Source organism: Pseudomonas sp. NBRC 111132 (assembly GCF_001320565.1).
Classification (GTDB): Bacteria; Pseudomonadota; Gammaproteobacteria; order Pseudomonadales; family Pseudomonadaceae; genus Aquipseudomonas; species Aquipseudomonas putida_P.
This window is the reverse complement of sequence record NZ_BCBI01000051.1, coordinates 1-19,143: the sequence shown is the minus strand read 5'-3', so window position 1 is coordinate 19,143 and position 19,143 is coordinate 1. Positions and strand designations below refer to the sequence as shown.

At 61.8% G+C, this 19,143-nt stretch carries 19 protein-coding genes; 7 read left to right on the top strand and 12 right to left on the bottom strand.

All coding sequences use genetic code 11. The annotated features are described in order from the left end of the window. The first annotated feature begins 220 nt into the window (after positions 1 to 220). The gene (locus APH35_RS21380; RefSeq protein ID WP_012273628.1) at positions 221 to 1,585 is read left to right on the top strand and encodes a glutamine synthetase family protein; all 1,365 of its coding nucleotides are present in this window, start codon (positions 221 to 223) and stop codon (positions 1,583 to 1,585) included. Positions 1,586 to 1,609: 24 nt separating this feature from the next. Continuing rightward, the gene (locus APH35_RS21375; RefSeq protein ID WP_012273629.1) at positions 1,610 to 2,917 is read left to right on the top strand and encodes an NAD(P)/FAD-dependent oxidoreductase; all 1,308 of its coding nucleotides are present in this window, start codon (positions 1,610 to 1,612) and stop codon (positions 2,915 to 2,917) included. 79 nt (positions 2,918 to 2,996) lie between these two features. On the opposite strand, the gene fadD1 is transcribed toward APH35_RS21375, so the two are convergent. Continuing rightward, positions 2,997 to 4,694 (bottom strand): long-chain-fatty-acid--CoA ligase FadD1, encoded by a 1,698-nt coding sequence (fadD1, locus tag APH35_RS21370; protein WP_012273630.1) that lies wholly within the window; start codon positions 4,692 to 4,694, stop codon positions 2,997 to 2,999. 332 nt (positions 4,695 to 5,026) lie between these two features. Next, positions 5,027 to 6,715, bottom strand: a complete 1,689-nt coding sequence (fadD2, locus tag APH35_RS21365) for a long-chain-fatty-acid--CoA ligase FadD2 (protein ID WP_060515445.1) — start codon at positions 6,713 to 6,715, stop codon at positions 5,027 to 5,029. Between the two features lie 218 nt (positions 6,716 to 6,933). On the opposite strand from fadD2, the gene APH35_RS21360 reads away from it, so the two are divergent. Together APH35_RS21360 and APH35_RS21355 are read left to right on the top strand one after the other, a co-directional pair. Beyond that, on the top strand, positions 6,934 to 7,878 hold the full coding sequence (locus APH35_RS21360; protein ID WP_060515444.1) for an alpha/beta hydrolase: 945 nt from the start codon (positions 6,934 to 6,936) through the stop codon (positions 7,876 to 7,878). 34 nt (positions 7,879 to 7,912) lie between these two features. Next, complete coding sequence (locus APH35_RS21355) at positions 7,913 to 8,383, top strand: MaoC family dehydratase (RefSeq protein ID WP_012273633.1); 471 nt, start codon at positions 7,913 to 7,915, stop codon at positions 8,381 to 8,383. A 65-nt stretch (positions 8,384 to 8,448) separates the two neighbouring features. Here the strand turns inward: APH35_RS21355 and APH35_RS21350 are convergent, their stop codons facing one another. The 5 genes from APH35_RS21350 to APH35_RS21330 all read right to left on the bottom strand — a co-directional run bounded on the left by APH35_RS21350 (position 8,449) and on the right by APH35_RS21330 (position 11,449). Then, positions 8,449 to 9,687: an RNA polymerase sigma factor gene (locus APH35_RS21350; RefSeq protein ID WP_012273634.1), complete on the bottom strand. Its 1,239-nt coding sequence runs from the start codon at positions 9,685 to 9,687 to the stop codon at positions 8,449 to 8,451. Further along, on the bottom strand, positions 9,687 to 10,172 hold the full coding sequence (locus APH35_RS21345; RefSeq protein WP_012273635.1) for an SRPBCC family protein: 486 nt from the start codon (positions 10,170 to 10,172) through the stop codon (positions 9,687 to 9,689). Before APH35_RS21345 ends, APH35_RS21350 begins: the two co-directional genes overlap by 1 nt. A 21-nt stretch (positions 10,173 to 10,193) precedes the next feature. Beyond that, positions 10,194 to 10,538: a YciI family protein gene (locus APH35_RS21340; protein WP_012273636.1), complete on the bottom strand. Its 345-nt coding sequence runs from the start codon at positions 10,536 to 10,538 to the stop codon at positions 10,194 to 10,196. A gap of 44 nt (positions 10,539 to 10,582) precedes the next feature. Further along, a complete protein-coding gene (locus APH35_RS21335; protein WP_012273637.1) occupies positions 10,583 to 11,008 on the bottom strand; it encodes a YybH family protein in 426 nt (141 codons plus the stop codon). Positions 11,009 to 11,191: 183 nt separating this feature from the next. Then, positions 11,192 to 11,449 (bottom strand): DUF2790 domain-containing protein, encoded by a 258-nt coding sequence (locus APH35_RS21330; RefSeq protein ID WP_060494661.1) that lies wholly within the window; start codon positions 11,447 to 11,449, stop codon positions 11,192 to 11,194. Positions 11,450 to 11,803: 354 nt separating this feature from the next. On the opposite strand from APH35_RS21330, the gene APH35_RS28520 reads away from it, so the two are divergent. Continuing rightward, positions 11,804 to 12,172, top strand: a complete 369-nt coding sequence (locus APH35_RS28520; RefSeq protein ID WP_012273639.1) for a GNAT family N-acetyltransferase — start codon at positions 11,804 to 11,806, stop codon at positions 12,170 to 12,172. Here APH35_RS28520 and def read toward each other — a convergent pair. From def to APH35_RS21310, 3 genes are all read right to left on the bottom strand, one after another. Next, positions 12,127 to 12,663 carry a peptide deformylase gene (def, locus tag APH35_RS21320; RefSeq protein WP_012273640.1) on the bottom strand — a complete coding sequence of 179 codons (537 nt, stop codon included), beginning with the start codon at positions 12,661 to 12,663 and terminating at the stop codon, positions 12,127 to 12,129. The two genes, APH35_RS28520 and def, sit on opposite strands and share 46 nt — an antisense overlap. Then, on the bottom strand, positions 12,660 to 13,619 hold the full coding sequence (locus APH35_RS21315) for a YihY/virulence factor BrkB family protein (RefSeq protein ID WP_012273641.1): 960 nt from the start codon (positions 13,617 to 13,619) through the stop codon (positions 12,660 to 12,662). Before APH35_RS21315 ends, def begins: the two co-directional genes overlap by 4 nt. 156 nt (positions 13,620 to 13,775) lie before the next feature. Next, the gene (locus APH35_RS21310; protein ID WP_003254639.1) at positions 13,776 to 13,955 is read right to left on the bottom strand and encodes a CsbD family protein; all 180 of its coding nucleotides are present in this window, start codon (positions 13,953 to 13,955) and stop codon (positions 13,776 to 13,778) included. Positions 13,956 to 14,197: 242 nt separating this feature from the next. Between APH35_RS21310 and APH35_RS21305 the strand changes: the two genes are divergently transcribed. Continuing rightward, positions 14,198 to 15,670: a right-handed parallel beta-helix repeat-containing protein gene (locus tag APH35_RS21305; protein WP_060515442.1), complete on the top strand. Its 1,473-nt coding sequence runs from the start codon at positions 14,198 to 14,200 to the stop codon at positions 15,668 to 15,670. A 128-nt stretch (positions 15,671 to 15,798) separates the two neighbouring features. After that, positions 15,799 to 16,179, top strand: a complete 381-nt coding sequence (locus APH35_RS21300; protein WP_012273643.1) for a hypothetical protein — start codon at positions 15,799 to 15,801, stop codon at positions 16,177 to 16,179. On the opposite strand, the gene APH35_RS21295 is transcribed toward APH35_RS21300, so the two are convergent. Both APH35_RS21295 and APH35_RS21290 read right to left on the bottom strand, forming a co-directional pair. Then, positions 16,180 to 17,016 carry a CvfB family protein gene (locus APH35_RS21295; RefSeq protein ID WP_012273644.1) on the bottom strand — a complete coding sequence of 279 codons (837 nt, stop codon included), beginning with the start codon at positions 17,014 to 17,016 and terminating at the stop codon, positions 16,180 to 16,182. It abuts the gene before it with no gap. A 106-nt stretch (positions 17,017 to 17,122) separates the two neighbouring features. Next, positions 17,123 to 19,143 (bottom strand): TonB-dependent siderophore receptor (locus APH35_RS21290; protein WP_060515453.1); only part of this gene is annotated, 2,021 nt, incomplete at its 5' end.

Genomic DNA, 19,143 nt, shown 5'->3' with positions numbered 1-19,143 from the left:
TCGTGCCGCCCTTCGCTAGCGAAGGCCCGGAGACGTGCCGGGGAAAATCCGCTGGTGCATGTCATCCTCGCCTTCTGGGCCCTGTGGCACTGCCGCCACGCACGCCCACCGGACACTTCGCTGACGCCATTGTGACCAAACCCGGCCTCCACCTGGCCGTTTGACTCAACTGGGCCGCCTGCTTGCGCGGAGGCCCTGTGCGCTCGTGAGCGAATCCATCATGCACTTTGCACCCGTAGAGCAGGCTACCCGTTTCCTGGCCGACAACCCCGATATCGAGCTGTTCGAGCTGTTCATCCTCGACGCCAACGGCGTACCACGCGGCAAGCTGCTGCACCGCGACGAACTGCTGGCCGTGTACCAGACCGGCCGGCCACTGCCCAGCACCATCCTCGGCCTGACCCTGAACGGCGACGACGTGGAAAACTCAGGCCTTGTGTGGGACGTCGGCGATATCGACTGCCGCGCCTACCCGCTTGACGGCAGCCTGGTGCGCCTGCCCTGGCGCCGGGTGCCTACCGCCGCCGTGCAGGTGAGCATGCACCCGAGCGAGGGCCTGCCGGCGAGCATCGCCGACCCACGCCATGTGCTGCTGCGCACCATCGAAGCATTGAAGGCCGACGGCTATCACCCGGTGATGGCCTGCGAACTGGAGTTCTACCTGCTCGACCAGCAGCGTGATGCCCAGGGCCGCCCGCAACCGGCGCTGGACAACGATGGCGGTCGCCCTCGCAGCACTCAGGTCTATGGCTTGCGCGAACTGGAGCAGATCGAGCCGTTTCTCGCCGACCTGTACGCCGCCTGCAAGGCCCAGGGCATCCCTGCGCGCACGGCCATCTCCGAGTACGCCCCCGGCCAGGTGGAAATCACCCTCGAGCACGGCGATGCACTGCAGGCGATGGACCAGGCGGTGCGCTACAAGCGCCTGGTGAAAGGTGTGGCCCATGCCCACGGCATGCAGGCTTGTTTCATGGCCAAGCCATTCGCGCAACTGGCCGGCACCGGCATGCACATGCACCTGAGCCTGGCCGACAGCGCGGGCAACAACCTGTTCGCCAGCGAAGACAAAGCCGGCACCCCGTTGCTGCGCCAGGCGGTGGCTGGCATGCTGCGCCACCTGCGCGACTCGCTGCTGCTGTTCTGCCCCAACGCCAACTCGTTCCGCCGCTTCCAGGCCAACAGCTATGCGCCCCTGGCGCCGACCTGGGGCGTGGACAACCGCACCGTGAGCCTGCGCGTGCCAGGCGGCCCGGCCAACAGCCGACATGTGGAACACCGCATCTGCGGCGCCGATGCCAACCCTTACCTGGCTGCAGCCGCGATCCTTGCAGCCAGCCACCGAGGCATCCGCGAACAGCTGGACCCTGGCGCACCGGTCGAAGGCAACGGCTATGCCCAGGCCACCGAACACCTGCCCACCGACTGGCTGACCGCCCTCGACGCCCTGCAAAACTCCCATTGGGCCCGTGAAGCATTGGGCGCAGACTTCCTTGGCGTGTACCTGAAGGTCAAGCGCGCCGAGTACCGCCAGTTCATGGCCGAAGTCAGCGAACAGGACTGGCGCTGGTACCTGCACCAGGCCTGAGCCCCTACCTAACAAGGAACACCCATGAACGCAGCATTGAACAACGGCCCGGCGCAGCGCGCGCCGTCCTACTACACCGCCACCCTCAACGACCACACCGAGTACCCCCAACTCAAGGGTACCGTACAGGTGGATGTAGCCATCATCGGCGGTGGCTTCACTGGCGTAGCCACCGCGGTAGAGCTGGCCGAGCGAGGCCTGAAGGTCGCCATCGTCGAAACCAACCGCATCGGCTGGGGCGCCAGCGGGCGCAATGGCGGCCAGGTCACCGGCAGCCTGTCGGGCGACGAGGCCATGCGCTCGCAGATGCGCAGCCACCTGGGCAGCGAAGTCGATGACTTCATCTGGCGCTTGCGCTGGCGCGGGCACCAGGTAATCGAGCAGCGCGTGGCGCGCTATGGCATCGATTGCGACCTCAAGCACGGCCATCTGCATGCGGCGATGAAGCCCTCGCACATGAACGAGCTGCGCGCATTCGAGGCCGAGGCCCGGCGCCGTGGCATGGGCGAGCAGGTGCAACTGCTCGACCGCGCTGCCGTGGCCGAGCACCTGCAAAGCCCGTTGTACCTGGGCGCGTTGAAAAACCTGCGCAATTTGCACCTGCACCCGCTCAACCTGTGCCTGGGTGAAGCCCGAGCTGCGCACAGCCTGGGCGCACTGATTTTCGAAAACTCCGAAGTGCTGGACATCGTCCATGGCCCGCGCCCGGCGGTAGTCACCGCCCACGGCAGGGTCGAGGCACGCCAGGTGATGCTGGCCGGCGACGTGTATCACAAACTGGAAAAGCGCCAGCTCAAGGGCAAGATCTTCCCGGCCATGGGCGGCATCGTCACCACTGCGCCGCTGGGCGAGTTGGCCGAACAGATCAACCCGCAGGACCTGGCGGTGTACGACTGCCGCTTCGTGCTCGACTACTACCGCCTGACCGCCGACAAGCGCTTGTTGTTCGGCGGTGGCGCCAACTATTCCGGCCGTGACTCACGGGACATCGAAGGCGAACTGCGCCCGTGCATCGAGCGCACCTTCCCGGCATTGAAAGGCGTGCCGATCGAGTTCCAGTGGAGCTGCGCCATGGGTATCGTGGTCAACCGCATCCCGCAGTTGGGCAAGCTGTCGGACAACGTGTGGTATTGCCAGGGTTATTCAGGGCATGGCATTGCCACCAGCCACATCATGGGCGAGATCATGGCCGAGGCGTTGACCGGGACGCTGGAGAAGTTCGACACCTTTGCCCAGTGCAAGCATGTGCGGGTGCCGATGGGGGACTTGTTGGGGAACCCGCTGCTGGCGGCGGGGATGTGGTACTACCAGATGCTTGAAAAACTGCGCTGATTTCACCTTCTCTAGAAGTATCTCGGCCAGTGTGAGAGCGGCCTTGCGCCGCTCCCACACTGGCCGTGCAGGCTTCTGATCAGGCGATCTTCTTCAAGCCTTGCTTCTTCAGTTCTTCATCGCGCAATTCGCGGCGCAGGATCTTGCCCACGTTGGTGGTCGGCAGTGCGTCGCGGAACTCGATCTGGCGCGGCACCTTGTAGCCGGTAACGTTGGCACGCATGTGCTCCATCACCTGCTCCTTGGTCACGGTCATGCCCGGCTTGACCACGATGAATACCTTGATCACTTCACCCGACTTCTCGTCCGGCACACCAATGGCTGCACACTGCAGCACGCCCGGCAGGGCCGCCAGCACGTCTTCCAGCTCGTTGGGGTACACGTTGAAGCCAGAAACCAGGATCATGTCCTTCTTGCGGTCGACGATGCGCATGTAACCGTCCGCCTGGATCAGGGCGATGTCACCGGTCTTCAGCCAGCCTTCGCTGTCGAGAATCTCGGCAGTGGCGTCTTCGCGCTGCCAGTAGCCCTTCATCACCTGCGGGCCCTTCACACACAGCTCGCCCACTTCGCCCAGCGGTAGCTCGTTGCCGGCGTCGTCGATGATCTTGCACAGGGTCGATGGCACCGGAATACCGATGGTGCCCACCTGGTTGGCCTCCGCCGGGTTCACTGCCGCCACCGGGCTGGTTTCGGTCATGCCGTAACCTTCGCAGATGGCGCAACCAGTAACGGCCTTCCAGCGCTCGGCCACGCTCAGTTGCAGGGCCATACCACCCGACAGGGTGATTTTCAGCGCCGAGAAGTCCAGGGCACGGAACGCCTCGTTGTTGCACAGGGCAACGAACAGTGTGTTGAGGCCGACAAAACCGCTGAACTTCCACTTGCCCAGTTCCTTGACCATGGCCGGCAGGTCACGCGGGTTGCTGATCAGCACGTTGTGGTTGCCGATCAGCATCATCGCCATGCAATGGAAGGTAAAGGCATAGATGTGGTACAGCGGCAGCGGGGTGATGAGGATCTCGCAGCCTTCGTGCAGGTTCGAGCCCATCAGCGCCCGGCACTGCAGCATGTTGGCCACCAGGTTGCGATGGGTCAGCATGGCGCCTTTGGCCACGCCGGTCGTACCGCCGGTGTATTGCAGCACGGCCACATCGTTGGCCTGCGGGTTGGCCTCGGTAACCGGCTGGCCCTTGCCCAACGCCAGGGCGTCGTTGAAGCGCACGGCTTGTGGCAGGCTGTAGGCCGGCACCATCTTCTTCACGTACTTGATCACGCTGTTGATCAACAGGCGCTTAAGCGGCGGCAGCAGGTCGGCCACTTCAGTGACGATGACGTGTTTGACCTGGGTCTTGGGTACCACCTTTTCGGCCAGGTGGGCCATGTTGGCCAGGCACACCAGGGCCTTGGCGCCGGAGTCGTTGAACTGGTGTTCCATCTCCCGCGCGGTATACAGCGGGTTGGTATTGACCACGATCAGCCCGGCACGCATGGCGCCGAAGACCGCGACCGGGTATTGCAGGACATTGGGCAGTTGCACGGCAATGCGGTCACCCGGCTTGAGGTCGGTATGCTGCTGCAGCCAGGCGGCAAACGCCCCCGACAGCGCATACAACTCGCCATAAGTGATAGTCTTGCCCAGGTTGCTAAAGGCCGGTTTGTCGGCAAAGCGTTGGCAGGATTGCTTGAGTACTGCCTGGATATTGGGGAATTCGTCAGGATTGATTTCCGCCGTAATCCCGGCTGGGTACTTATCCTTCCAAAAATTTTCGATCATGGAAGCCCACTCCTTCAGCAACAGCGAAGTTCGATTCACGCGTCGATGCGCTTATTATTGATATGAGATGACGGTTCGTTGCAAACCGGATCATCTGAAAGCGGGCCGAGAGTAACAGCTTTGCCTGGGGTCGCCTAGAGGCCAAAACAGGCCTTGCGGTCACAAAAATGACTCAATGAGCAATACAGGTCATTTTTAGAGTTTTTAACCAAAATGTCGCAGATCAGGCTGTAATTGGCCTGTTAGAGCTGTTCGAGGCAATCGCGGGCAAGCCCGCTCCTACAAAGACCGACGTAGGAGCGGGCTTGCTCGCAAAGTAGCCAACACTTACCTCAAGCGATGTCGCGCAACTCCCGTCGCAGAATCTTGCCTACCGGCGTCATCGGCAACGACTCGCGCAGCACGATGTGCTTGGGTACTTTGTAGCCGGTGAAGTTGGCCTTGCAGTAGGCCTTGAGCTCATCCACGCTCAGCCCGCCCTCGCGCGGCACCACGAACAGCTTCACCGCCTCGCCGGAGCGGTCGTCCGGCACGCCGATGGCTGCACAGTTGGCGACCTTGGGGTGGCCCATCACCACGTCCTCGATCTCGTTGGGGTACACGTTGAAACCCGAGACGATGATCATGTCCTTCTTGCGATCGACGATGCGGGTGAAGCCGTCCGGGTCGATCACCGCGATGTCACCGGTCTTGAACCAGCCTTCGGCATCCAGGGCCTGGGCCGTGGCCTCGGGCTGCTGCCAGTAACCCTTCATCACCTGTGGCCCCTTGATGCACAACTCGCCGCGCTCGCCCAGCGGCATTTCGTTGCCGTCATCATCAATGACCTTGAATGCCGTACCCGCCACCGGAATACCCACTGTGCCCAGGCGCGCCAATTGACCATAGGGGTTGGTGCTGGCCACAGGCGAGGTTTCGGTCAGGCCGTAGCCTTCGACGATGCGGCACCCGGTAAGGGCTTCCCAGCGCTCGGCGGTTGCCTTGACCAGCGCCGTACCGCCGGAGTTGGTGACTTTCAGCGCCGAGAAATCCAGCTGGCGGAAACCAGGATGATCCATCAGCGCAACAAACAGGGTGTTGAGGCCCAGCAACGCAGAGAATCGCCACTTGCCCAGCTCCTTGATGAAGCCGGGAATATCCCGAGGGTTGGTAATCAGCACGTTGTGGTTGCCGGTGACCATCATGCACATGCAGTTCGCGGTAAAGGCATAGATGTGGTAAAGCGGCAGGGGCGCGATCATCACCTCCTGGCCGTCCTTGAGCAGCTTCTGCCCATCGGGGCCGTGCTGCGAGAAGCACGCCAGCACCTGCAGCATGTTGGCCACCAGGTTGCCGTGGGTGAGCATGGCGCCCTTGGCCAGGCCGGTGGTGCCGCCGGTGTACTGCAGCACGGCGATGTCGTCGAGGTTCAGCGGCACGGGCTTGGGCGACAGCCCACGGCCCTCGCGCAGCACCTGCTTGAACGGCACCGCCTGGGGCAAATTGTAGGCCGGCACCATCTTCTTCAGCTTGTCGACCACGGTGTTGACCAGCCAGCCCTTGGCGGTGGGCAGCAGGTCGCCCATCTTCGCCTCGATCAGGTATTCGATACCGGTATCGGGCAGCACTTCCTGCACACGCTTGCCGAACATGTTCAGGTACACCAGCGCACGGGCGCCGCTGTCCTTGAACTGGTGGCGCATCTCGCGCTCGGTGTACAGCGGGTTGGTGTTGACCACGATCAGCCCGGCGCGCATGGCACCGAACACGGCGATGGGGTACTGCAGCACATTGGGCATCTGCACCGCGATGCGGTCACCCGGCTTGAGGTCGGTGTGCTGCTGCAACCAGGCAGTGAAGGCTGCCGAATGGCGCTCCAGTTCGGCATAACTCAGCGTCACGCCCAGATTGCTGAACGCCGGGCGGTCGGCAAAGCGCTTGCAGGAGCGTTCGAACACCTCGACGACCGAGGCGTAGGCGTTGATGTCGATGGTGGAAGGCACGCCCGCCGGGCGCTTGTCATTCCAGAATTCGGCTTGCATTTATTATTGTTCCTCTGCCTGGACCTGCACTGCGTCCTTTTGTCCTCTACCCGATTGCCTGCTGGCAAAAAGGCGTTGATCCGACGTTAGCAGGTAAGCCCAAGGCGGCATATACGCCAAGTGCCGCCATTAACATTGTGAATCTTATTTGTGCCCTTCCTGCAATCCGGCCGGTTGTGCATACACTGTCCGGGTAACCGCGCGCACAAGGACCCGCCATGCCCCACGACGCCTTCTGGCTACCCGCCAGCGAGCACTGCAGCCTGTACGTACACCAATGGCTGCCGGCCACGCCAGTAAAGGCCGTGGTGCTGCTGGCCCATGGCATGGCCGAGCATGCCGGGCGCTACCAACGCCTGGGGCATGCCCTGAGTGAGGCCGGCTTTGCCCTGTTCGCTGCCGACCAACGCGGCCACGGGCGCACCGCCGAACAGGGCAGCCTCGGCCTGTTCGCCCGCCATCATGGCTGGAATGCCGTGGTCAACGACCTCGGACGCGTGGCCCAGCACATCGGCCAGCAATACCCGTGCACGCCACTGTTCCTGCTTGGCCACAGCATGGGTAGCTACATCGCCCAGGCCTACCTGTTGCACCACAGTGGCAGCCTGCACGGGGCGATCCTCAGCGGCTCCAACTACCAGCCGTCGGCGCTGTACCGCGTGGCACGGCTGATTGCCCGGCTTGAGGCCTGGCGCCAAGGGCCGTTGGGTAAAAGTGCACTGATCGAGTGGTTGTCGTTTGGTTCGTTCAACAAGGCCTTCAAGCCCAACCGCACAGCATTCGACTGGCTCAGCCGCGACCCCGGCGAGGTCGACCAGTACGTCAACGACCCGTTGTGCGGCTTTCGCTGCACCAACCAGCTGTGGTTGGACCTGCTGCAAGGGTTGGCGCAGATCAGCCAGCCGAGTAACCTCGCGCAGATCGATCCCAACCTGCCAATACTGGTAATTGGTGGCGAATGTGATCCGGTCAGTGCTGGCAAGCGTCTTACCCATCTGGCCGACGCCCTGCGCGCGACCGGCAATCGACATGTACGGCTACGCGTCTATCCTGATGCGCGGCATGAAGTACTCAACGAAACCAACCGTGACGAGGTCACCGCCGATATTCTCGGCTGGCTTGAACAGGCGCTGGCCCTTGGCCGCCCTGTGCGCAGTGAATGATAGCCGCCCTCGCCCAACGCTTAAGGAAGCACCGATGTCCCAGGTCACCAACACGCCTTACGAAGCCCTCGAAGTCGGCCAGAAAGCCGAGTACAAGAAGTCCGTCGAAGAACGCGACATCCAGCTGTTCGCTGCGATGTCCGGTGACCACAACCCGGTTCACCTGGATGCCGAGTTCGCCGCAAAGAGCATGTTCCGCGAGCGGATTGCCCATGGCATGTTCAGCGGCGCGCTGATCAGTGCTGCAGTGGCCTGCACCCTGCCTGGCCCTGGCACCATCTACCTGGGCCAGCAGATGAGCTTCCAGAAACCGGTGAAAATTGGCGACACCCTGACCGTGCGGCTGGAAATTCTCGAGAAGTTGCCCAAGTTCAAGGTGCGCATCGCGACCAATGTGTACAACCAGAACGATGAGCTGGTGGTCCAGGGTGAAGCCGAGATCCTGGCACCGCGCAAGCAGCAGACCGTCGAACTGGTGTCGCCGCCGAATTTCGTGGCTAGCTGAAAACTGATTTAGCCAATGCCGGCCTCTTCGCGGGCAAGCCCGCGAAGAGGCCGGTATCGCCAACATCATTCAATGAGTTTCAACCGCTGCTCGATATGCCGCCGCTCCGGCGCCTGTCGGGTCAACGCCAGTGCCTGCCGCCAGGCCGCACGCGCCTCCTCCATTTGCCCCAGCTGATAATGCAGCTCGGCCCGCGCCGCATGCGCCAGGTGATAGTCCAGCAGTTCACCCCGCGCCAGAATCCCTTCGACTACCCGCAGGCCAACCTCCGGCCCATCTCGCTTCGCCAGCGCCACCGCCCGGTTCAACTCCACCACCGCCGACGGCCAATGACGCTGCAACACGTCATAAAGCCCAACGATCTCAGCCCAATCTGTCTGTTCAGCCGTTGCCGCTTCGGCATGCACGGCAGCAATCGCCGCCTGAACGGTATAGGCGCCAAACGCCCGGCTCTGCAGGGCCTGGCGCACCAGTTCGCAGCCCTCTTCAATGCGTGGCCGGTCCCACAGGCTGCGGTCCTGCTGTTCCAGCACCACCAGGTTGCCCTGGGCATCGATACGTGCCTGCTGCCGGGACGCCTGCAGCAACATCAAGGCCAGCAGGCCGACCGCTTCCGGGTCGGGCAGCAACTGCACCAGCAACCGCGCCAGGCGAATGGCTTCATCACTGAGGTCCTGCTGCAGCAGTGCCTCGCCCGATGACGCCGAATAGCCCTCGTTGAACACCAGGTAGATCACCCGTAACACGCTATCCAGGCGCTCGCGCAGTTCGTTCAGTTCCGGCACTTGATAAGGGATGCCGGCCTCGCGGATCTTGGCCTTGGCGCGGACGATGCGCTGGGCAATGGTGGCCGGGCTTTGCAGGAAGGCACGGGCGATCTGCTCGGTGGTCAGGTCGCACACTTCGCGCAGGGTCAATGGCACCTGGGCGTCAGCCGACAGTGCCGGGTGGCAGCAGGTAAAGATCAGCCGCAGGCGGTCATCGGCCAGCAGTTCGTCGTCACTGGGATCCTGCGCCTGGCCTTCGAGCAGCATGCTCAGGTCTGCCTGGGAGCGGTCGAAACGGGCGCGTCGGCGCAACGCATCAATAGCTTTGAAGCGCCCGGTGGAAACCAGCCATGCCCTTGGGTTATCGGGTATGCCGTCGCGCTGCCAGCGCTCGACGGCGATGAAGAAGGCATCATGCATGGCCTCCTCGGCCAGGTCGAAGTCACCCAGCAAGCGGATCAACGTCGCCAGGATGCGCCGCGACTCACGCCGGTACACCGCCTCGACTTCGGCGCGCACCTGCGCCAGTGCCGTCATCAGTCGGGCATCCGCTGGGTCACCACCTCCACCAGGCGGTCCAGGCTTTCTCCCCAGCCCTGGTGGAAGCCCATTTCCTCGTGGGCACGGCAGTCAGCGGCAGTCCAGTGCCAGGCACGGGCGGTATAGCGAGTTTTGCCTTGTTCCTCGTCAAAGCTGATCACGGCAGTCATGAAGGCCTTGTCCGACGGCACCCAACCGGGGCCGAAGGCATCGGTGAACACCAACCGGCGCGGCGCGGCAATTTCCAGAAATACGCCCTGGTTCGGGTACTCGCTGCCATCCGGGGCCCGCATCAGGGTGCGAAACAGGCCGCCGGCCCATAACTGCATCTCGCACTCCGGGGTGGTCATGCCGTGCGGCCCCCACCACTGCATCAGCCACTGGGGGTCGGTCCAGGCACGGAATACCTTGGCCGGTGGTGCGTCGATCAGGCGGCTGATGGACAACTCGTGTTGCGCTTGCGCAGTGGGTGCAAGGCTCATGCTGGTTGTTCTCCTTGGCTATCAGGGTTGCAGTTCGCGCACCGGGCGCACCTCAACACTGCCAACCCGCGCGGCAGGGATGCCCTTGGCGATATTCAGTGCTTCGTTGAGGTCGCGGGCCTCCACCAGGTAAAAGCCGGCCAGTTGCTCCTTGGTTTCGGCGAAGGGGCCATCGGTCAGGCTCATGTGCCCCTTGCGCACGCGCACCGTGGTCGCCGTTTGCACCGGCTTCAACGCCTCGGCCGCCAGCATGCGCCCAGAACCGTGAATGGTTTCGGCGTAAGCCATGCATTCGGCGTCTTCCGGGCTGTCGGGAAGGCTGTGCAACAACCCCTCGTCACAATAGACCAGGCACAGGTATTTCATGGTCACCTCCAGAGCATTGGCAAAGTGCGTTTGGCGATAACGGCTCAGGGCTTGAGATCGAACAGGGCTTTTTGCGTTTCCATGTCGAACGGTGCCGACCAGTGCTCGTGGATCACCTGCCACTGGCCACCTTGACGACGATAGCCCACGGTGGCGCGCATGAAGCCGCACTGGCTTTCGTCATCCCCCGGCCCGCAGCGGTTTAGCCAATGGGCCAGGGCCAGGTCGCCAGCGGCGTGCACGGTGAGTTCGGCAAGCTCGAAGACCATGGGGCCCGTGCACATGTTCATGCACATTTCCCAGTGCGCGGTGTAGGGGGCCTTGCCTTTGAATTGCAGGGACTGGATGGCATCGAAGGCGACAATGTCATCGGCATAGGGGGCGGTGATGTTGGGGATGTCGCGATCGCGCACGGCCTGCATCCAGCGCTCGATCAGTTGGCGGATCTCGGTTTCGGCTGCGGTGCTCATCGGGGTTCCTCCGACAGGACAATGGGTTTGGGCACGGCGTGGAGCGTACCTTCACCTATTGTCGAACGATGTCTGAAGGAATCGACATGGCTTGTAGAAAATTCTGAAAGGTGATGGCTCCATCGCCGGCAAGCTGGCTTGCCGGCGATGGAGCCATCACCTAGTAGAATGGATATTTGTCGATCAGCCCTGCTGGCAACCCTCACCCATGGCTCGGTACTGGATGGTGTGCACCTGGCCCTGGTGGTCTTCGTAAGTCATGGTCGCAGGTACCACCTCGCAGACATTGGGGATGGTCGACAAGTTGATCACCCGCTTGATGTCCAGGTTCATGGAGTAGTCGTACTGCTGGGCCACAGGCTGGCTGGAGACGGGTGTGACCTCATCGGCAAGGGCGAACGAGGACATACCGACCAATGCAAGAATCAGTAATGGTTTCATGTGGGTTTGCCTTTTGAGCATTCAAGCTGATCGATTGACTTCTATTGCCGTATCCGGCGCGGAGAAGTTGCCATCTACGGTGAAGATGGCACGAAGTACCGATCCCGCTTCGTACTGCCAGGGGGGACGAATAAAATTCTACTCCCGGCCAGCAATAGTTGAACCCCAGAGTCGGATATTCACCCTTGCCGGTTTTGCAACAATCTGCGACAAAGTGGCCGCAAATCATCAGGCCAGAGCCTCTGGCCACGTTTCAGGGTAGGGCTCGCCATTTCTGAAAAAATGTCCTGTTCGAAACTTTCGGACATAGAACGCCGTTTACTGGACCACTTTTATCGCCAGCACGGCTCACGCATGCGCGCGGCAAGCGACGCCGAACTGTGGGTAGCAAGGGCCCCAGGCATCATTGCCGGGCTGAGCCTGAGTGCGGTGGGTGAGGGTTTCTGGCTGACCGGCCTGTTCGTCGACCCACAGCAGCGCAGTCAGGGGGTGGCAGCACGGTTGGTGGAGGCGGCGCTGGTACAGGCTCGCAGGCCTGTCTGGCTGTTCTGCCATCCCGACCTTGTCCCCTTCTATCAGCGCCTGGGTTTCGACCTGGCTCAACAACTGCCAGAAGCCTTGGCCGGCCGCCTGCAACGCTACCAGCGCAGCAAATGCCTTGTCGCCTTGCAGCGGGGTCAGTCGTCGCTGACCTCAAGCCCAGGGAACAGCACCTCGGTGTAACCAAACTTGGCAAAGTCCTGGATACGCGAGGGGTACAGTCGGCCAATCAAGTGGTCGCACTCGTGCTGCACGACCCGCGCATGGAAGCCGTCGGCAAAGCGGTTGATCGGGTTGCCCTGGGGGTCGATGCCTTCGTAGCAGATATGCTTGAAGCGCGGCACCACGCCACGCAGGCCGGGCACCGAGAGGCAACCTTCCCAACCGTCCTCGACCTCGCTGGAGGTCGGGGTGATGACCGGGTTCAGCAAAATGGTCTGCGGCACCGCCTCGGCATCGGGGTAACGCTCGCTGCGCTCGAAGCCGAAAATCACCAGTTGCAGGTCGATGCCGATCTGCGGCGCGGCCAGGCCCACACCGCCCACATGGCGCATGGTTTCGAACATGTCGTCGATCAGTTGCTGCAGTTCGGCAGTGCCGAGCATGTGCTCAGGCACTGGCGGGGCGATGCGCAGCAGGCGTTCATCGCCCATCTTGAGAATGTCACGGATCATCGGGGGTTCGGCTCGACGGTATGAGGCTCGCTCGGGTTCGGGTGCTCGTGGCCCAGTACCGTCAAGGTTTCCTTGGGCTTTTCCCCGTCGAAGTCTTTTTCGCCCGGGTTCTTGCCTTCGGCTGACATGTGCTCGATCACCGCATTCATTTCGGCGCCGAGCAGCAGCACGGCGGCCGAGATATAGAAATACAGCAACAGCACGATGATTGCACCAATGCTGCCGTACATGGCGTTGTAGTCGGCAAAGGTCTTCACGTAATAGGCAAAGCCCAGTGAGGCCACGATCCACACCACCACCGCCAGCACCGAGCCTGGGGTGATGAAGCGAAACTTCTGTTTCACGTCGGGCATCACGTAGTAGATCAGCGCCACCGCCACCATCAACAGGATGATGATCACCGGCCAGCGCAGGATGGTCCACAGGGTGACGATGAACTCCTGCATACCGATCTGGGCAGCGATCCACTCCATCACCTGAGGGCCCAGCACCATCAGTGCCGCGGCCGCCAGCAGCATACCGGCCAGGCCCACGGTGTAGAAAATGGACAGCGGGATGCGCTTCCACACCGGGCGGCCTTCAGGCACGTCGTAGGCGGCGTTCATGGCGCTCATCATCAAGCGCACGCCGGCAGAGGCAGTCCACAAGGCAATCACGATACCTACCGACAACAGCCCGCCCTTGGACTGCTGCAGCTGGTCGATTACCGGGTTGACCTGCTCCAGCGCCTGGGGCGGTAACACCAGTTCCGACTGCAAGCGCAGCCAGGAGAAGAAGTCCGGCAAGTGCAGAAAGCCGATCAGGGCAATCAGAAACAACAGGAAGGGGAACAGCGAGAACAGCGCCTGATACGCCAGCGCTGAGGCATAGGTGGACATCTCGTCGTCGAGGAATTCCTTGACGGTGCGTACCAGCACGCGGTGCAGGGGCAGGCCGCGCAGGTCGGGGAAAATCATAGCGTCTCCTTTCGCCGCTTGATCATTACAACAGGCAAGTCTAATAGACCCTGTCGTTGCTGTGCTGCTCCCGGCCATGATTGAAGAATTTGCTTACGACAGTGCCGCCCCCTTTGCGGGCTTGCCCGCGAAGGGGGCGGCACAAACCACCTCGAATCAAGGCTTTTTCACCGCATCCTTCACATTGCCCTTGATTTGCTGCGCCTCGCCTTTGAGTTCCTGTGCCTTGCCCTCGGCCCGCAGCTTGTCGTTGTCGGTCACCTTGCCGACTCCCTGCTTCACGTTGCCGATCGCTTCGTTGGCCAGGCCTTTCGCTTTGTCTTTGGTACCGCTCATGGCAAAACTCCTGCAAATGGAGACACGTGGACCGTGTCGACAGTAGGTGGACCCAACGCCTTCATCAGGAGTTTCAACGAATTTTCCTTCCATAAGCCGAGCGGTAAATCTGCGGGCGAATACCGCACCCAATCGCCACCGCGCCCCTGCGCAGTCAGTACGGCTGCCCTAGAATCCCCGCAAACGTCCGCCCGAAGCAGGCGGACACTCGATAAGAACAATGTTTTCGGATACCCACACCCATGCGTTTGATGCCTGCGCTGGTGGCCTTGCTGCCACTGCTCCCCTTGCCCACCCTGGCCGCCGCACCGGCCAGCCCCGAAACCCTGCGTGTCGAGCGTTATGCCGACGACGGCCAACCCGGCTCGCTGCGCTGGGCCATCGAAACCAGCAACCAGAACCCAGGTCACTACCGCATCGATATTGCGGCCGTGGGCAAGCCGCCCTATGTCATCCGCCCCAGCCGCGCACTGCCGGAAATCAAAGGCCCGGTACGTATCACCGGCCTGCCCTGGGCACAAAACGGCCAATACATCGCCATCGACGGCTCGGCCTACATCAAGGACCAGGGCGTACACACCTGCCCCGGCGCCCTGCCCGGCCAGTTCGGCACCAACGTGCGCACCACCACCAACCCCGGGCTGGTGCTGCGTGACACCCAGGGCGTGCACCTGAGCGGCCTGGAAGTGCGCAATTTCTGCATCGGCATCCTGGTCAACCGCGCAAGCTACAACGTGATCGAAGACAACCGCATCGTCGCCAACAAGGGCGGCGCGGGCATCATGCTGACCGGCGACGACGGCGCCGGTAACCCCACCGCCACCACCACGAACAACAACAAGGTGCTGCGCAACCAGCTGATCGACAACGGCGACGGCCTGGAGCTGACCCGCGGTGCGGCGTTCAACCTGGTGGCCGACAACCTGTTCCGCTCCACCGCAGCCAACCCTGAGCCCTCCCAAGGCATCGAGATTCTGCTGGGCAACGACAACAGCGTGGTGCGCAACCGGTTCGAAAACTACTCCGACGGCCTGCAGATCAACTGGGGCAAGCGCAATTACCTGGCGGCCAATACCTTCAGCGGTAACTCGATCGGTGTCAGCGTCACCGGCGAGGGCAACATCCTCGACGGCAATCTGATCCACGGCAACCGCATCGGCGTGGCCCTGCGCCCGGAGCCGGACATTACCGCCACGCGCCTGAGCGCCAACCGCATCTGGGGTAACAGCCAGGACATCCGCCGCTGCGAGGCCGGCGGGTCATGCGTGCCCGACCAGCGCACCGGCGCCATCGTGTTTGGCGTGCCGGCCCAGGCGCATGCGCTGTATGTGGGGTCGCGTGGGGTGGGGGCCGACCTTGCCAAGCAAGACCAGGCGATCATCTGCGATGCCAAGGGCGAGCCCAAGCCTTGCCAGCCGCTACCCAACCATAACCAGCAGGCACCACGGCTGTTAGCGCTGGAAGGCAATGTGTTGCGTGGAGAAGTGCAGGGGCCGGCGTCGAGCCTGCTGCGGGTGGAGTTCTTTGGCAATGCCGAGGCCGATGGCACCGAGGCGCAGCAGTACCTTGGGGACGTGCTGGTGAACAGCGACCCGCAGGGCGAGGCGCGGTTTGCGCAGGTGTTGGAGAATATGGGCGAGTTGCGCAGCTTTACTGCGACGGTGACCACTGCCGATGGGGCAACGTCTGAATTGAGCCCGCCGGTTCGCCGGTGAAGTACCGGCCCTTTCGCAGGCTTGCCCGCGAAAGGGCCCGCATACGCACCGCACGTTACAAGCCTTGCCCCGCCCGGTGCCACCCCTCACAATGCAGGCCTTCATAGCGTCAACCCGCAGGAACCTGCATGAAACTCGACAAACCCGCCGCCATTGCCCGGCGCAACGAAGCACTGGCCCGGCCGGTGCTGACCAGCAGCAATACCCTGTTCGCCATCCTCGACCGCAAGCGCAACCTGTGGTGGTTCGAAGTGCCGGTGGCGCTGCTGCGCAAGGGCCAGCCCGACTGGGTCAACCTGCTACTGCACAACCCGGAAAGCGATGAGCTGCAGCACCTGAAGGTGCCTACCAACTTCCTCAAAGCTCACCAGGAGCAAATGGAAGTGCGCAACCCCGGCAAGCGCCGCTCGACCATCAGCCTGGCCCTCAGCGCCGACCGCGACTCGCTGCTGCGCGACACCCGTCCCGGTGGCGAGCAGCTGGACTTCCGTACCTTCGTGCAGGCCTGATCAGGCCTTTTCGATCCGATCGTCATGGATGACGATCAGGCCCTGCTTGAACAACCCGCCAATGGCCTTCTTGAAGTTGCCCTTACTGACGTTGAACAGCTTGCTGATCAACGCAGGATCGCTCTTGTCACACACACCCAACACCCCGCCTTCGGCCTCCAGGCGCGCCATGATCTGCTCTTGCAGGGTGTCTGCCAGGGCCGCGCCGACCGGCTGCAGGCTCAGCGAGATCTTGCCGTCCGGGCGCACTTCCTTGATGAAGCCCTTCTCGTGCATGCCCGAGCGCAGGAACTTGAACACCTCGTTCTTGTGGATCAAACCCCAGTGGCGGTTGTTGATGATGGCCTTGAAGCCCATCGGCGTTTCGCCGGCCACCAGCAACTCGACCGGCTGGCCAACCTTGTAGTCGGCCGGGGTAACGTCGAGGTAGCGGTCCAGACGCGAGGTGGCGGTGATGCGGCGGGTGCGCTTGTCGAGGTACACGTGCACCACGCAGTAATCGCCGATCTTCAGCGGCCGTGCCTCTTCCGAGTACGGCATCAGCAGGTCCTTGGACAGGCCCCAGTCAAGGAAGATACCGGCACCGTTGATGTCCTTGACCTTGAGGCTGGCGAACTCGCCCACCTGCACCTTGGGCTTCTCGGTGGTGGCGATCAGCTGGTCTTCGCTGTCCAGGTAGATGAACACGTTCAGCCAGTCATCGACCTCGGTCTCGGCGTTTTTCGGGATATAGCGCCCGGGCAGCAGGATCTCGCCATCGGCGCCGCCGTCCAGGTACAGACCGAAGTCCACGTGTTTCACGATTTGCAAACTGTTGTAACGCCCAAGCAGAGCCATTTCCGATGATCCTCAAGACAAGGGGGCTATTTTCCGGATAGACATGGGGTGGTGTCAAAGCTTCCGGACGGTTGCCCCTTTGCGCTTGAGCTTTTGGGGCGCTGGATCAGAAATCGTAGCGCAGGTTCAACATGGCGTTACGCGGTGCACCGTAGTGCCCGTAGTTGCCAGCAAAGCCCGCATAGTACTTTTCGTCGAACAGGTTGTTGATATTGAGGGTGGTGCTGAGGTGATCGGTGACTTGGTAGCGTGCCATCAGGCTGGCCACATAGTAGTCATCCTGTTTAGCCCGAGTCTGGTAGCGGCTAAAGTACAGTGACGTACCCGAGTTCCAGTTGACGCCACCGCCGACGGTGAGCTTGTCCCATTCGCCAGGCAGGCGGTAGGTAGTCCAGAAACGCAACGTGTCTGTGGGCAACTGGGTCAGCTGGCGGTTGCCATCGGAGTCTTCGGTACGGGTCCAGCTGTAGCTGGATTGTACGCTCCAGCCTGGCAGTACCTCGCCGGAAAGCTCCAGGTCGACACCTTTGGTTTCGGCACCACTGACAGCTTTATAGGCGATGTCGCTGGTACCTGGAATCGTCTCGCCCGTGGCAACACCCAGATTGTCACGCTTGATGTAGTAGATCGCGGCGTTGGCATTGAGGCGGCGGTCGAAGAACTCACCCTTCCAACCGGCCTCGTAGTTGGTGCCTTCCACGGGATCCAGTGGTTTGTTGTCGATGTCCCGGTTCGATTGCGGTTTGAAAATGTCGGTGTAGCTGACATAAACCGATTGCTCAGGCGTCACGTCGTAGACGATGCCGGCATAGGGTGTGACCACGCCACGTTCGCGCATTCCATACACGGTAGGGTCCCGTTCGGGGATGGCATTGAGCACCTTAGAGTAATAGTTGTATTCGTAGTTGCTGCCGCGCGCCCCCAGGATCACGTGGAGATCATCGGTGAAGTTGAGGCGTGTTGCCGCAAAGTAACCGCTTTGCCGTGAGTTGATGTTGAAGTCCAGCAGTGGCGTGTAGCTGGCCGGTTTCGGCAGTTCGTTATCCCACGTATCGAAATCGAAACCTTGGGTGCCGCCGGTGTAGGAAAAGTGCGTGTTGTCATATTGCTGGTAGTTGTAGCCGATTATCAGCTCGTGGGTCTGTCCAAACGCTTGAAATGGCCCTTGCAGGGTCACGTCCACCCCTTTTTGGGTCTGGTCAGCCCACGATTTCCCTCGCTCAGCGTTAGCACGGTTGGTTGCCGGGTCCAGGCTAGAGGTCAGGCTGTTGGTTGCGTAGTAGGCTACGCCGACGTCCCGGTCTACGTCCATGTAGTTTGCGGCCACTTTCAACTGCCAATCGTTGGCAAGCTGCTGTTCGACATTGATGGTGTAGTTGAAGGTTTCATAGTCATCGTAGGCCCAGCGTGCCCCGGCGCTGGTCGAGCGCGAGAAGTTGGTTTGCTGGCCATTGTTGTACATCAAGGGTACGCCAGGGGCGCCAGTGGCCTTGTAGGTCTGATAGTCGACGCCGAAACGCACCAAGGTGGTATCGGTAACATCGGCTTCGATGACGCCATAGGCAATGTTCTTATCCTGGCTGTACCAGTCCATGAAGGTGTTGTTGTCCTGCTTGGCAGCCACGAAGCGGCCACGCAGCTTGCCGCTGTCGATCAGCGGACCGGAGACGTCTGCTTCGAGGCGGTTGTAGTCCCAAGAGCCGATTGTGCCTTGCACGTAGGATTGAAAATACGCAGTCGGGCGCTTGTGAATGACGTTGACTACGCCGCTGGGGTCGCCTGCACCGGTCATCAGGCCGGTAGCACCACGCACAATTTCCACGTGGTCGTACAGGGCCATGTCCAACAAGGTGCCAGGCATGGTGCGTGTCTGGTTTTCCTGCGTCGTGGTCACCCCATCAATCTGGTAAGTATTGATCTGGCTGCCGCGTGAATAGATATTGAAGCGCTCGCCGCCGTCCTGGGACATGGTAATTCCGGGGGCCTGTGTCAGCACTTCGCTCATGGTATGCAGTTGCTGGTCATCCATGCGCTGGCGGGTAATGACGCTAATCGTCTGCGGTGTCTCTCGAATCGACAGGTTCATCTTGGTCGCCGTATTGGTCGACCCGGTCGTATAAGACCCCG

Bases quoted from the DNA above. Each gene is read 5' to 3' on its own strand.
- APH35_RS21380 (WP_012273628.1), top strand. From the start codon at position 221: ATGCACTTTGCACCCGTAGAGCAGGCTACCCGTTTCCTGGCCGACAAC.
- APH35_RS21375 (WP_012273629.1), top strand. From the start codon at position 1,610: ATGAACGCAGCATTGAACAACGGCCCGGCGCAGCGCGCGCCGTCCTAC.
- fadD1 (WP_012273630.1), bottom strand. From the start codon at position 4,694: ATGATCGAAAATTTTTGGAAGGATAAGTACCCAGCCGGGATTACGGCG.
- fadD2 (WP_060515445.1), bottom strand. From the start codon at position 6,715: ATGCAAGCCGAATTCTGGAATGACAAGCGCCCGGCGGGCGTGCCTTCC.
- APH35_RS21360 (WP_060515444.1), top strand. From the start codon at position 6,934: ATGCCCCACGACGCCTTCTGGCTACCCGCCAGCGAGCACTGCAGCCTG.
- APH35_RS21355 (WP_012273633.1), top strand. From the start codon at position 7,913: ATGTCCCAGGTCACCAACACGCCTTACGAAGCCCTCGAAGTCGGCCAG.
- APH35_RS21350 (WP_012273634.1), bottom strand. From the start codon at position 9,687: ATGACGGCACTGGCGCAGGTGCGCGCCGAAGTCGAGGCGGTGTACCGG.
- APH35_RS21345 (WP_012273635.1), bottom strand. From the start codon at position 10,172: ATGAGCCTTGCACCCACTGCGCAAGCGCAACACGAGTTGTCCATCAGC.
- APH35_RS21340 (WP_012273636.1), bottom strand. From the start codon at position 10,538: ATGAAATACCTGTGCCTGGTCTATTGTGACGAGGGGTTGTTGCACAGC.
- APH35_RS21335 (WP_012273637.1), bottom strand. From the start codon at position 11,008: ATGAGCACCGCAGCCGAAACCGAGATCCGCCAACTGATCGAGCGCTGG.
- APH35_RS21330 (WP_060494661.1), bottom strand. From the start codon at position 11,449: ATGAAACCATTACTGATTCTTGCATTGGTCGGTATGTCCTCGTTCGCC.
- APH35_RS28520 (WP_012273639.1), top strand. From the start codon at position 11,804: ATGCGCGCGGCAAGCGACGCCGAACTGTGGGTAGCAAGGGCCCCAGGC.
- def (WP_012273640.1), bottom strand. From the start codon at position 12,663: ATGATCCGTGACATTCTCAAGATGGGCGATGAACGCCTGCTGCGCATC.
- APH35_RS21315 (WP_012273641.1), bottom strand. From the start codon at position 13,619: ATGATTTTCCCCGACCTGCGCGGCCTGCCCCTGCACCGCGTGCTGGTA.
- APH35_RS21310 (WP_003254639.1), bottom strand. From the start codon at position 13,955: ATGAGCGGTACCAAAGACAAAGCGAAAGGCCTGGCCAACGAAGCGATC.
- APH35_RS21305 (WP_060515442.1), top strand. From the start codon at position 14,198: ATGCGTTTGATGCCTGCGCTGGTGGCCTTGCTGCCACTGCTCCCCTTG.
- APH35_RS21300 (WP_012273643.1), top strand. From the start codon at position 15,799: ATGAAACTCGACAAACCCGCCGCCATTGCCCGGCGCAACGAAGCACTG.
- APH35_RS21295 (WP_012273644.1), bottom strand. From the start codon at position 17,016: ATGGCTCTGCTTGGGCGTTACAACAGTTTGCAAATCGTGAAACACGTG.